The following is an 11,477-nucleotide window of genomic DNA, read 5'->3' as shown; positions in this document are numbered from 1 at the left end:
TCTGGGGACTACTCGGCTCCTGCCTCGCAGCGATAGAAGGTTTGCACCTTGCCCGCCATGCCTTCTTTTTCCAGCAAGGAATTCATCACCAACAGGCTATCGCCCGCAATCAGGCGGTTGCTCCAGTTTTCTTTGTGCTGGTAAAACGCCAAGGCTTCGCGCAAGGGTTTGGGTTCATCAAACAAGCTGGTTTGTCCGCCAAGGCCATTGGTCTTTTTTACCGCATCGATAATGGTTTTCGCATCAATGCGTTCGTGGACATGCAAGCTGACGGTAGGAATTTCAAAGCTGGTATGTTCGGCTTTACCTGCCCATTGCAGTTGTGGGTCAAGGTGCGGGTCGTACTGGTAGCTTTTCTTTACGCCCTTGTCTGGGTCGGTTTTGGGCGTGACTAATCCGATTTGTGGATTATTTACCCGTTCTTTGTCAGTGTGGGCATAATGTTCAATGGGTTTTAGTGTTGTTATTTTTTTAGCCATGATTTATCAATCCATTAAGTTCACGTAATCGTTTTAGCGCATAATCGGCTATCTTCCGGTAAGTTTAGGTTATTTTTATCGTTCCCATGCCCCTGCGTGGGAATACTGTCAAGGACGCTTTGCGTCCCGTACTGCTGGAACGGCTCAAGTTACGTTACCATGCTGGAGCGTGGTAACGATGCACAACAGCCAACTTTATAGGGATAACAGTTGCCTAAACCCTATACTCCGCAGAACGCGCATGGGCGGTTAAGCTCTCACCGCGTGCGAGTATGGAAGCGGTTTTCCCCAATTCTTTTGCACCCGCTTTAGAACAGTTAATCAAACTCGTGCGTTTCTGGAAGTCGTAGACTCCCAAAGGCGAGGAATACCGTGCTGTACTCGAGGTAGGCAGGACGTGGTTCGGCCCTGCACAGTAATCACCCAAGGCTTCAGCGGTATAACGGCCCATGAAAATAGCCCCCGCATGGCGGATATGTTGGCACAAGGTTTCAGGGTTCTCCACGGAAAGTTCCAAATGCTCTGGGGCAATCGTATTGGCAATTTCAGTGGCTTGCAGCAAACCGTTGACTTTGATAAGTGCGCCACGGGTAGACAAGGAAGCTCGGATAATCTCCGCACGTTCCATAGTGGGCAGCAAGTTGTTGATGCTTTGCTTAACAGCTTCAAGATAAGCACTGTCATCACTAATCAAAATCGCCTGGGCGTTTTCATCGTGTTCGGCTTGCGAAAAAAGATCCATGGCAATCCAGTCTGGGTTGGTCCTGCCGTCGCAGATAATCAAAATTTCCGAAGGGCCCGCAATCATGTCGATGCCCACCTGCCCGAACACCAGCTTTTTTGCGGTGGCAACATAGATATTTCCGGGGCCGACGACTTTTGCGACGGCGGGGATGGTTTCTGTGCCATAAGCGAGGGCGGCAATGGCTTGTGCTCCGCCTATGGTAAAGACTCTATCGACACCCGCCAAATAGGCCGCTGCCAACACCAGTTGATTGTTTTCGCCTTTCGGCGTGGGGACTACCATAATCAATTCGCCGACACCCGCCACTTTAGCCGGAATGGCGTTCATCAAAACGGATGAAGGATAAGCGGCTTTACCGCCCGGCACATAAAGTCCTACGCGATCCAACGGGGTAATTTTTTGTCCCAATACCGTGCCGTCAGCTTCCGTATAATCCCAGGATTGCAGTTTTTGGTGTTCGGCATACGCACGAATCCTGTCCGCTGCGGTTTGTAAGGCTGCGGCTTGTGCTGCTGGGATAGCCGCAAAAGCCGATTTAAGGCTGTCTAGCTTCAACTCCAGTTCGGATGCGAGATTGACTTGGCGTTTATCAAAGCGATTGGTGTAAGCAATAACCGCTTTGTCGCCATTGCTGCGTACGTCGGCAATAATATCCAAAACTTGCCGATGGATGTCAAAGTCCTCGGTTTCGTTCCAGGCCAACAAATTTTGTAGTTGCCCAGCAAAATCTGGAGATGCAGCATCAAGTTCGGTAATTGTAATCTCTGACATAGGCTTACCTTTTAGCCAGCGTAAGTTCGAATTGTTCCAGTAAGGCGGCAATGGCCTGATTTTTCATTTTCATGGCGGCCTTATTGACGACGAGCCTGGAACTGATGTTCATAATAAGTTCTCTCGGTTCAAGGTTGTTGGCACGTAGGGTGTTGCCAGTATCGACCAGATCGACGATGCAATCGGCAAGGCCAACCAACGGCGCAAGCTCCATAGACCCGTACAACTTGATGATTTCAGCCTGAATGCCCTTATTGGCAAAATAGCGTTGCGCGATTTTGACGTATTTTGTGGCGACACGGAGTCGGCCTTTTGGTGTAGGTGCATCCTTGTGTGCCGCCGTCATCAACCTGCAACAGGCAATTTTTAAGTCCAGGGGTTCATAAAGGCTTTCAGCGCCATGTTCCAAGAGTATGTCTTTTCCGGCAATACCCATATCGGCAGCACCATATTCGACGAAGGTGGGGACATCGGTGGCACGGATAATGACGAGTTGGACATCATCCCGCGTTGTTGACAAGATCAGTTTGCGGGAGGTTTTGGGATCGTCAATGGGCGTGATGTCAGCCTCTTCCAAGAAAGGCAAGGCTTCTTCGTATATTCTGCCTTTAGATACGGCAATGGTTAGCATGGCTACTAGTTAGGGACGCGGCGGATGACCGCACCTAATTGTGACAGTTTTTCTTCAATATGGTCATAGCCACGGTCAATATGGTAAATGCGATCCACCCAGGTATTGCCCTCGGCAGCAAGCGCGGCTATGACTAGACTAGCAGAAGCCCTTAGATCGGTAGCCATAACGGGTGCCGCCGTCAGGTTTTTGACACCTGTGCAGATAGCGGTGTTCGATTCCAGTTTAATATCGGCGCCCATGCGTTGCAGTTCTTGTACATGCATAAAGCGGTTTTCAAAAATCGTCTCAGTGATAATGCCTACGCCGTCCGCGATCGCATTCATGGCAATGAACTGGGCTTGCATATCGGTTGGAAAAGCGGGATAGGGCGCCGTGCGCACGGACACCGCTTTGGTTTTTTTACCGTGCATGTCGAGACAAATCCAGTCGTCTCCCGTCGTAATTTCGGCCCCTGCTTCAGTCAATTTGTCCAATACGGCATCCAGAATGTCGGGGCGCGTGTTTTTGAGTTTGACTTTGCCGCCAGTCATTGCGGTTGCGACCAGATAAGTCCCGGTTTCAATCCTGTCGGGCAGGATATCGTAGTGAATGGATTCCAAGCCAAGTTTTTCGACACCTTCAATGACCAACACATCCGTGCCGATACCGGAAATTTTAGCACCCATTTTATTAAGGAAATGTGCCAGGTCAGTCACTTCGGGTTCTTTTGCCGCGTTTTCCATAATGGTCGTGCCCTCAGCTAAGGTTGCCGCCATCATTAAGTTTTCTGTACCGGTAACGGTGACTAGATTAAGGACTAAACGACATCCTTTTAGCCTAGTGGCTTTAGCATGAATATAACCGCCTTCGACAGTAATATCTGCGCCCATTTTGATCAGCCCATTAATATGGACATCCACTGGACGTGTGCCGATAGCACAACCTCCAGGCAAAGACACATGCGCTTCGCCGAAACGCGTCAATAATGGCCCTAATACCAGGATAGATGCCCGCATAGTCCTGACCAGCTCATAAGGCGCTTCAAAACTTGTGATAGTGCTGCTGTCCACCTCGATATTCATTTTCTCGTCAACTAGCAATCGCACACCCATCCTGCCCAATAATTCCATAGTGGTGGTAATGTCATGCAGGTGAGGTATATTTCCGACGCTGACAGGGGTTTGGGAAAGCAAAGTGGCGGCTAAAATTGGCAGCGCAGCATTTTTGGCACCGGAAATGCGGAGTTCGCCACAGAGTCGTTTGCCGCCGGTAATGATTAATTTATCCATACAAGATTATTGTTGTGTTGGCTATGCTGGCCCGTTCTTTTCAGCTTAGCCGGAAGTTACCGAAACAAAATAGCTCGTCTTATCAACTCCGCTCAACTTGGCCAGGTTCAGGAGTTGTTCGGGGATATTCCTAAAGCGCAATTGTACTCTTTTACTGCGGGCATGCTTTACCCATTCAATCATTAAAGCGAGCCCAGCGCTGTCGGCATTGCCAACCCCACCCAAATCCAGGGTGACCTGCTTGGTCGTGGTCAAAAATGCAAAGGAGCTTACGGTTTTTTTATCCATGGCAGAAAAAGTCAGGTCACCATCGACGATGAAACGGCCGGAACCCTCATTAACAATGGACAGTTTGCTCATTTCTTTTCTTCTGCTGATTTGAACAGGAACTGGCCGATGGCTTTTTCGAGAATAATGGCCGATTGGGTAATTTCTATTTTGCCGCCTTCTTTCAAATACTCGCCAGAGCCACCGGGTTCCAGGCTGACATATTGCTCACCCAACAATCCGGCGGTTAAGATGCTGGCTGTCGTATCTTCGGGAATGCTACTGTATTGCGAGTTGATCCGCATTTTAACCACGGATTCGTAAGTTTTTGGATCGAAGCTGATGTCGCTGACCTGGCCGATTTTGACACCCGCCGCAGAGACCGGCGACTTAACCTTTAATCCGCCGGAGTTCTCAAATCGAGCCGTAACCGTGTAACCGGCTTGTTCCGTAAACGAACTCAAATTACTGACTTGTAGCGCAAGAAAAAATAACCCGGCAATACCGGAGGCGACAAAAAGCCCGACCAGCGTGTCCTGGGTACTGCTGTGCTGCATGTTAATCGTCTCCAAACATGAGTGCGGTCAAGATGAAATCCAGACCTAAGATACTGAAAGCGGAATTGACAACGGTGCGTGTGGTTGCGCGGCTAACACCCTCGGATGTTGGAATGGCATCATAGCCCTCGAACAAGGCTATCCAACTGGTCACGAAACCAAACACCAGGCTCTTGATAACGCCATTGACAATGTCGTCATAAAAATCAATTTTTGCCTGCATTTGTGACCAATAAGCGCCGTCGTCAACGCCCAACAAACCGGAACCGACCATCTGCCCTCCAATAATTCCGATGGCGCTAAATAAGGCCGCCAACAAAGGCATGGAGATAAAACCTGCCAGAAAGCGTGGCGATATGATGCGTTTGATAGGATCGACAGCCATCATTTCCATGCCGGATAATTGTTCCGTGGCTTTCATCAAGCCAATTTCCGCAGTCAAGGCTGAGCCGGCACGTCCGGCGAACAATAAGGCGGATACTACGGGGCCTAATTCACGCACCAAGGAAGCGGCAACCATGACCCCCAAGGTTTCTTCAGCGCCGAAATCGGAAAGGATGTAATAACCTTGCAAACCTAGCACCATGCCAACAAACAAGCCGGAAATAGAAATAATCAAACAGGACAATACGCCGACTGAATAGAGCTGGTTAAGCAGCAGCCGTGGGCGTGGCAATATGTCGATAATACCGGTGAGCGTTTGTAAAAGAAAAAAAGTCGCACGTCCCAGTTTGGTAAAACTGCTACGGGTATTCCTACCTAAATATTGAATCAATTCCATCATGTTTAAGCAGCAATACTAATAGCGTTTCCCAGATGACATCAAATCATCCTGTAAGTCCCTTGCGGGGTAATGAAAATGCACAGGGCCATCGGCAGAGCCGTCCAAAAATTGACGGACCCATTCTGACGGGGAGTGTTGAATTTCCGCAGGAGCACCTTCGCCGATCACTTTTCCGTCCGAAACCACATAAATGTAATCGGCTATCGCCGAGGTTTCATGCACATCATGGGACACGATAATGGTAGTCAAGCCCAAGGTAACGTTTAATGACTTGATAAGGTGCACCAATATCCCTTTGGAAATGGGATCCTGCCCGGTAAACGGCTCATCGTACATTATCATCATAGGATCCAAGGCGATGGCCCGTGCCAAGGCCACACGCCTGGCCATACCGCCGGAAAGCTCATTCGGCATCAGGCTTCTGGCGCCCCTTAAACCAACCGCCTGTAATTTCATCAACACCAGCGTACGAATCATGGACTCGGGCAGATGGGTATGTTCCCGCAACGGAAAAGCCACGTTATCGTAAACGCTCATATCCGTCAGTAAAGCGCCGCTTTGGAATAACATGCCTATACGCTTACGCAACACAAACAGTTCACTTCTACGTAAGCGGTGGACATTGCTTCCATCCACCGTCACAGTGCCTTGCGCCGGTTGCAATTGCCCGCCAATCAGCTTTAACAGGGTCGTTTTGCCGGTTCCGCTAGGCCCCATAATCGCGGTAATTTTTCCGCGCTCAAAGTCCATGGACACATCTTGGAATATTTTATTGTCACCCCGTGAAAATGATAACCCCCGGACTGAGACTAAACTGTTTTGGGAACGAGTGCTATTACCCATATTCGGCAAAAACTAATAATTACGAATCTAAACAGGGTATTGTCTATGACTACTCCCTTTTGAGTCAAACTTTAATCAAGAATTAATCTGAAAGCTCTTCTGTAAAATTCTTATAAAGAGACCTACAAACTAAAAAACAGGCTCGACCATGAATGAATGTGATTGCCAACCGTACCCATTAAGAAAGCGGATTCGCATAGACCTGAAACCTGCATCTTACAAAGCACATACAAATGTAGAAAATCAGTAGGCTTAAGATTTCAATAAGGCTATCAGGCAAGACGGAATGGTACTTAAAAAATCACTTGTGGATTGAAGACATGCTCACGTCGTTAACGGAAACTATCCATCATACTGGCGCACCTTACAGAGATGCAGGCCGTTTGATCGTCACCTTGATTGCTATCGTGATCGGGTATTCCTGGTGCGATCCGTTGCTGGCACACGAGCGCTGGATCCTGACTCCAGACCAAATCACCGAGTGGAATGCCAAGCCGATGCCGGAACTTTATACCAGTATCTCTGCATTCAACGTGAGCCTGATCTCGGCCTTCCTGCTATTCACGATTGGGTGGATCAGGTTGGGTTATACTGGGGGCCCGCGAGCTTTTTCCAGACCTGCAAGCACGACTCGGCTCGTATGGTGACTTGGTCGCCCCAGTCCTTCGTTTCTGCTTGGCTTGGGTGCTCATCTCATCCGCTTTCGGGATCGAACCCAAGTACGGCATCGAACGTTTTACTTCGCCGACCTTATTTGCCCCCGATCTGGAATTGATTTCGGCAGCCCCCTCTTGGATGGTCTTGCGTTGGGTGGAAGTTTTGCTTGGGCTGGGGTTTCTGTTCGGGATTTACGTACGTTGCTGCGCCGTCGCGCTGATGTTGCTGGCGCTTCTGGGTGTTTTTCTTTTCGGAACCGCCATTTTCGCCTACGCCGGGACATTGTTGGGTGTGGCGATCTATCTGCTGTTGCAAGGGCCCGGAAGTCATTTTGTCCCGATGCCAACCGATCCGAGTCTCTTGGGGTTACAGACATTGCTTGCCGCACAACCCCGCCAGCGTACCCAAGCCATCATGCGGGCACTCACCGGCAACAATATATTCTATCTGGCGGTAGTCTATAAAGTCTTTCAGCCGAATCTGTCCATAGGCATCCTCAACATCCACGATGTGTTTTTGCTGGGCAATGCGCCGGAAAAATTTATTTTATTGATGGCGTTGGTCGAATTCACCTCGGAGATTCTGATTATCGCGGGTATTTTGCCGAGGCCACTGTCCTTATTCTTTCTTTTTGCATTCTTGTTTTTTGCGGCATTACTGCCGGAAAGCTGGATGGCGCACGCCTTGTTTTATGGCGTAATGCTGTCTTTTCTATTCAACGGAGCGGGACATTTCCATATGCCTGAAGCGCGAGATAAAACGGCGAACATTGTTATCGTCGGAGGAACCATCGCGGCGATCCATGCCGCAATGAAAATAGAAAAACTGGTAGGCCAGTACACGCGGGTAAAGCTTACGCTGGTGCATGACCAGCCTAACGAGTTGTTTTATCCGCTCTTGCCGGAAGTGATCGGCGGTACCATGCAGCCCGGCAATGTGGTGAACCCAATCAGGCGCGTCCTTCCACAAACACGCGTGGTTTTGGGGGAACTGGCCTATGTCGATACGAAATCTAAACAGGTGGGCATCCGGCGCGGCAACGAGAAACCTTTCAGCCTCCCTTACGACCAATTGATCCTGGCCTTGTTTCCGATACCCAAACTGGTCGGAATTCCGGGGCTCATGGCACATTCCAGTCCGATCAATTCCGTCGGCGACGCGCTGTATATTCGCAAACGTATCATGGATCGGGTCGAAGAAGCCGAACTTGCGGAAGATCCCGCCGTTCGACAGCGCTTGCTAACCTTCGCCGTCATTGGTTCGGGTCAACGTGCCTGTGCCACTGCCGTTGAAATCTGTGAGATGTTGAAAACAGCGCAAGTTTCGTATCCGGTACTTTATCAGAAAGGCTGGTGGGTTCATCTTTATGAGGACACCAAAGTCCCGTTCAGCCTCTTTGAGGAAGAAATCCAGGCCAGGAGGAACGCCGAGCTGCAAGCAGCTGGGGTTCAGTTATTCCACGATAAGGAGGTTGTTGCGGTCACCGCTGAAAATCTTGTCTTCAAGAACGGAGAGCGACAACCTGTCGGATTGGTGGTCAATGCTTCGTTCATGTTGCCAAACGTAAAGATCGACGAGCAAATATTTCGTTGGCCTCTGGAAATTGGTGATGAACTGAATTTTCTGTGCAGGCCGCATATCTGGGTCACCACCGTACAGGGAGAAATTGCGGACAGGCGTTTCCTCACGACCGCCGACTGGGTTGCACTAGGCAAGTCGGCTGGGCAAAACGCTTGGGCATCCTCTCAGGGGTTTATGACGCAGCCGTTCCGGGCGAGAGATCATTGGCTCCTTTCCTTCAATATGGGCCGTCGGTCCCTCTGCCGACTGGGATCCTGGCTGTTCGGGGGAGCGCCCGCCTGGTTTATCTCGCGCATCACGAAACTTGCCGCACTGCCCGGCCTGGAACGTAACCTCCGTATCTTGATCGATTGGTTTCTGGACATTCCCTTCCGAGCGGACATTGCAGTGCTGGCACCGAATACCACCGAAAGTCTCCAGAGACTTCATTTCGAAGCCGGCGACGAAGTCATCCGCCAGGGAGGCGCTGGCGATACGGCCTATGTCATCCAGTCAGGTCAACTTAAAGCGCTCAGGGACGGTCGTAAGGTCGGCGAACTGGGCTGTGGTGACTTTTTCGGGGAAATTGCCCTTCTCCACAATACCGAGCGCACAGCGACTGTGAAATGTCTCACTCCCTGCGAATTGACCGTGCTTACCCGCGATGATTTTCAGTCGCTATCCATCGGGTCAAGCACCATAGCCGAAGCTATCCGCAAACAGATCGCCGAACGCATCAATACACACATCGCTGTTTGACTTTTTGCCGAAAATCCTTTCCTGTGGAGCCCAGTCACTCCTCAGCCGCATCGATCATTGTTTCTGCGGTCATACCGTAGAGAGTCATCCACGCATGGTGTAGCTCCGGCGTAAATTCGTCTCCCAGGAATTCCTTCAGAGTTCGAATCAAGCGTTTGAAACTTTATCGTAGTTGGCACGACTGGCACCGTAATTGAGGTGGCGATTCCCCAACGCCCGCAATCCACCCACAATCTCTTGCATGCGGTTCAAGCCTTTCACGACCGAACTCAGGAGGGATATGAGCATTTTGGTCTGGGCCGCCAAGTCGTTTCGAAAAAGGGGGCGCAATTCAGGATGGGCTTCAAATAAATTGGCATAGAAGCGCTCACTGAACTCCAAGGCCCGCGGAGCGATTTGGTCGAACGAGGACTGCACGAGGAATCGTGTCAGGCTCCGCAAAGCCACGGCAAGGATACACGAATGTGTCTGTGGTTTTGCCTTTGAGGGAAACCTCTACGGGAGGGCCGAGTTCCAGTACATTGGGAATCTGGGTAACAACACTGTCGCTCAGCAAGAGGGCCACATCCAGTTGTTTGGTCATGCTTTCCACCCGGCTTGCCGTATTGACCGTGTCGCCGATCACGGTGAATTGCCGTTTTCCCGGATGGCCAATGCGTCCTAGGATGACCGTGCCAAAGTGAATTCCTATGCCTATGCGAAGCGGTACGTTGAACTCGCGTTCGAACGTGGGTTCTAGCCGTCGTGCTGCCGCCAACATTCCGAGCGCGGCGCGAACTGCGTTTCGACACGCAGCCTGGAGACTCGCCTCGGATGCCAAAAGCGGCTAGAATGCCATCCCCTATGTATTTGTCAATGAAGCCGTTGTTATGGAGCACCGGTTCAGCAGCCACGGTGAAATAACGGTTGAGCATATGCACAACGTCGTAGGGCAGGTTCTGTTCACTGTGGGTTGTGAATTCCCGAATGTCGCAGAAGAGGATCGCGAGTTCGATCTCCTTCCCCTCACCGGCGGCACCGCCCTGGAGTTCGTCGAGATCGAGAACGATAATGTCCTGTGCGTTGTCGAGGAGTCGGCGGATGACCACATCGCCGTGGACACGAGTCTGGCACGCCAGTCGGGTGAAATCGTCCCAGCCTCGCTGGGATGGCACCTTCTGCCCGACCGAATTCGGCGCCGAAACATTGGCTAATCCGTCCAGGATCTGCACCCGGCAGGTAGTACACCTCGCCCGGCCACCACACTGGTGGAGATGTGCTATCCTATGGCGGATCGAAACGTCGAGCAACGTCTGGCCCTCCTTCACGTCATCAAGCGTAACCTCATGAAAATATGTGACTTTCTGCATATTGGCTCCCAGATCTTTCGATTCCAGTCAGTCGCGTGAAAAGTATGAGGTTTATTACAATATTTTATAGGAACCTCTAAAAATACCCTCTCCCTGTGGGAGAGGGTAGGGTGAGGGGTATAACTGCTTGATTCTAAATCCATCATCCCAGCCTTCTCCCAGAGGGAGAAGGCTATTTTTGAATTTTTAGAGGTTCCCTTATATCAAAATGCCTTGCATTCGGTGCAATACGCACACTATTGCGTTTTGCATCATTCCACCGTACGACCATATTGCACTTTACGAGTTGAAGAAATCGTTTTTGTCCTTGTCGAAGGATTAAATCAGCGCTTCCCCCGGCACGGTTGAGATTGTTGGGATTATACACAGCTATTCAAATTTTTCGGAAAACAAATGGTAAAGCACGTCCCACAACCCAGTTCAGACTCGACAGACAAAGTGCCCTGCATCGCAACGCTGACCATATTGTTGATAATGGCGAGACCTAAGCCGGTTACCCCTTTGCCGCGGCCCATGGTAAAAAAAGGTTCGAATATCTTACTGATACTTTCTGGGCTAATGCCAGCTCCATAATCGCGCACTAACAAAATAAATTAATAGCCTATCTTGGTTTTGCACTAGAAACACAAGAAGGATCGCACGAACATTGGACAAAGATTGAAAAAGGAAGAAAATACGGCATTGCTAATTATATATAGATACTGTATAAGTTTTGGGTCATTAACATGCACCGGGAGGTTGCGATGGATTGTCCAAAATGCGGGAAGCAGGCGAGTTGCAAAGACGGCCAAGTGAATGGGCGGC

Annotated in this window: 14 protein-coding genes and 1 pseudogene; 3 read left to right on the top strand and 12 right to left on the bottom strand. The window is 50.2% G+C overall.

Annotated elements, in window-relative coordinates; translation table 11 throughout:
- Positions 1 to 8 precede the first annotated feature (8 nt).
- The 8 genes from ACLQ6D_RS06620 to ACLQ6D_RS06585 all read right to left on the bottom strand — a co-directional run bounded on the left by ACLQ6D_RS06620 (position 9) and on the right by ACLQ6D_RS06585 (position 6,348).
- A complete protein-coding gene (locus ACLQ6D_RS06620; RefSeq protein ID WP_411726498.1) occupies positions 9 to 479 on the bottom strand; it encodes a hypothetical protein in 471 nt (156 codons plus the stop codon).
- A gap of 214 nt (positions 480 to 693) precedes the next feature.
- Positions 694 to 1,995 carry a histidinol dehydrogenase gene (gene hisD / locus ACLQ6D_RS06615; RefSeq protein WP_411726497.1) on the bottom strand — a complete coding sequence of 434 codons (1,302 nt, stop codon included), beginning with the start codon at positions 1,993 to 1,995 and terminating at the stop codon, positions 694 to 696.
- A gap of 4 nt (positions 1,996 to 1,999) precedes the next feature.
- A complete protein-coding gene (hisG, locus tag ACLQ6D_RS06610) occupies positions 2,000 to 2,626 on the bottom strand; it encodes an ATP phosphoribosyltransferase (RefSeq protein WP_411726496.1) in 627 nt (208 codons plus the stop codon).
- Positions 2,627 to 2,631: 5 nt separating this feature from the next.
- Entirely contained in the window at positions 2,632 to 3,897 is a 1,266-nt protein-coding gene (gene murA, locus ACLQ6D_RS06605) for a UDP-N-acetylglucosamine 1-carboxyvinyltransferase (protein WP_411726495.1), read from the bottom strand.
- 45 nt (positions 3,898 to 3,942) lie between these two features.
- Positions 3,943 to 4,257 carry a lipid asymmetry maintenance protein MlaB gene (locus ACLQ6D_RS06600; protein ID WP_411726494.1) on the bottom strand — a complete coding sequence of 105 codons (315 nt, stop codon included), beginning with the start codon at positions 4,255 to 4,257 and terminating at the stop codon, positions 3,943 to 3,945.
- A complete protein-coding gene (mlaD, locus tag ACLQ6D_RS06595) occupies positions 4,254 to 4,721 on the bottom strand; it encodes an outer membrane lipid asymmetry maintenance protein MlaD (RefSeq protein WP_411726493.1) in 468 nt (155 codons plus the stop codon). Before mlaD ends, ACLQ6D_RS06600 begins: the two co-directional genes overlap by 4 nt.
- Position 4,722: 1 nt before the next feature.
- Positions 4,723 to 5,505: a lipid asymmetry maintenance ABC transporter permease subunit MlaE gene (gene mlaE / locus ACLQ6D_RS06590; RefSeq protein WP_411726492.1), complete on the bottom strand. Its 783-nt coding sequence runs from the start codon at positions 5,503 to 5,505 to the stop codon at positions 4,723 to 4,725.
- A 15-nt stretch (positions 5,506 to 5,520) separates the two neighbouring features.
- The gene (locus tag ACLQ6D_RS06585; RefSeq protein WP_411726491.1) at positions 5,521 to 6,348 is read right to left on the bottom strand and encodes an ABC transporter ATP-binding protein; all 828 of its coding nucleotides are present in this window, start codon (positions 6,346 to 6,348) and stop codon (positions 5,521 to 5,523) included.
- A gap of 320 nt (positions 6,349 to 6,668) precedes the next feature.
- On the opposite strand from ACLQ6D_RS06585, the gene ACLQ6D_RS06580 reads away from it, so the two are divergent.
- Positions 6,669 to 6,995 (top strand): hypothetical protein, encoded by a 327-nt coding sequence (locus ACLQ6D_RS06580; RefSeq protein WP_411726490.1) that lies wholly within the window; start codon positions 6,669 to 6,671, stop codon positions 6,993 to 6,995.
- 37 nt (positions 6,996 to 7,032) lie between these two features.
- Positions 7,033 to 9,324, top strand: coding sequence for a cyclic nucleotide-binding domain-containing protein (locus tag ACLQ6D_RS06575; RefSeq protein WP_411726489.1), 2,292 nt, complete (start codon positions 7,033 to 7,035; stop codon positions 9,322 to 9,324).
- Positions 9,325 to 9,471: 147 nt separating this feature from the next.
- Here the strand turns inward: ACLQ6D_RS06575 and ACLQ6D_RS06570 are convergent, their stop codons facing one another.
- Together ACLQ6D_RS06570 and ACLQ6D_RS06565 are read right to left on the bottom strand one after the other, a co-directional pair.
- The gene (locus tag ACLQ6D_RS06570) at positions 9,472 to 9,741 is read right to left on the bottom strand and encodes a globin domain-containing protein (RefSeq protein WP_411726488.1); all 270 of its coding nucleotides are present in this window, start codon (positions 9,739 to 9,741) and stop codon (positions 9,472 to 9,474) included.
- Positions 9,692 to 10,144 carry an adenylate/guanylate cyclase domain-containing protein gene (locus tag ACLQ6D_RS06565; RefSeq protein ID WP_411726487.1) on the bottom strand — a complete coding sequence of 151 codons (453 nt, stop codon included), beginning with the start codon at positions 10,142 to 10,144 and terminating at the stop codon, positions 9,692 to 9,694. Before ACLQ6D_RS06565 ends, ACLQ6D_RS06570 begins: the two co-directional genes overlap by 50 nt.
- A 49-nt stretch (positions 10,145 to 10,193) precedes the next feature.
- Here ACLQ6D_RS06565 and ACLQ6D_RS06560 point away from each other — a divergent pair, with 49 nt between their 5' ends.
- Entirely contained in the window at positions 10,194 to 10,517 is a 324-nt protein-coding gene (locus ACLQ6D_RS06560; RefSeq protein ID WP_411726486.1) for a hypothetical protein, read from the top strand.
- Here the strand turns inward: ACLQ6D_RS06560 and ACLQ6D_RS06555 are convergent.
- Together ACLQ6D_RS06555 and ACLQ6D_RS06550 are read right to left on the bottom strand one after the other, a co-directional pair.
- Positions 10,482 to 10,673: pseudogene (locus ACLQ6D_RS06555) on the bottom strand (2Fe-2S iron-sulfur cluster-binding protein); the annotation flags it as partial. The gene ACLQ6D_RS06560 and the pseudogene ACLQ6D_RS06555 sit on opposite strands and share 36 nt — an antisense overlap.
- 359 nt (positions 10,674 to 11,032) lie before the next feature.
- A complete protein-coding gene (locus ACLQ6D_RS06550) occupies positions 11,033 to 11,254 on the bottom strand; it encodes an ATP-binding protein (RefSeq protein WP_411726485.1) in 222 nt (73 codons plus the stop codon).
- Positions 11,255 to 11,477: the final 223 nt, after the last annotated feature.

Source organism: Methyloglobulus sp. (genome assembly GCF_046714055.1).
Lineage (GTDB): Bacteria > Pseudomonadota > Gammaproteobacteria > Methylococcales > Methylomonadaceae > Methyloglobulus.
The sequence above is the reverse complement of the archived record's forward strand: the minus strand, read 5'-3'. Positions and strand labels throughout refer to the sequence as shown.

Excerpts from the sequence above, each read along its gene's own strand:
- ACLQ6D_RS06620 (WP_411726498.1), bottom strand. The coding sequence starts at position 479 with ATGGCTAAAAAAATAACAACACTAAAACCCATTGAACATTATGCCCAC.
- hisD (WP_411726497.1), bottom strand. The coding sequence starts at position 1,995 with ATGTCAGAGATTACAATTACCGAACTTGATGCTGCATCTCCAGATTTT.
- hisG (WP_411726496.1), bottom strand. The coding sequence starts at position 2,626 with ATGCTAACCATTGCCGTATCTAAAGGCAGAATATACGAAGAAGCCTTG.
- murA (WP_411726495.1), bottom strand. The coding sequence starts at position 3,897 with ATGGATAAATTAATCATTACCGGCGGCAAACGACTCTGTGGCGAACTC.
- ACLQ6D_RS06600 (WP_411726494.1), bottom strand. The coding sequence starts at position 4,257 with ATGAGCAAACTGTCCATTGTTAATGAGGGTTCCGGCCGTTTCATCGTC.
- mlaD (WP_411726493.1), bottom strand. The coding sequence starts at position 4,721 with ATGCAGCACAGCAGTACCCAGGACACGCTGGTCGGGCTTTTTGTCGCC.
- mlaE (WP_411726492.1), bottom strand. The coding sequence starts at position 5,505 with ATGATGGAATTGATTCAATATTTAGGTAGGAATACCCGTAGCAGTTTT.
- ACLQ6D_RS06585 (WP_411726491.1), bottom strand. The coding sequence starts at position 6,348 with ATGGGTAATAGCACTCGTTCCCAAAACAGTTTAGTCTCAGTCCGGGGG.
- ACLQ6D_RS06580 (WP_411726490.1), top strand. The coding sequence starts at position 6,669 with ATGCTCACGTCGTTAACGGAAACTATCCATCATACTGGCGCACCTTAC.
- ACLQ6D_RS06560 (WP_411726486.1), top strand. The coding sequence starts at position 10,194 with ATGGAGCACCGGTTCAGCAGCCACGGTGAAATAACGGTTGAGCATATG.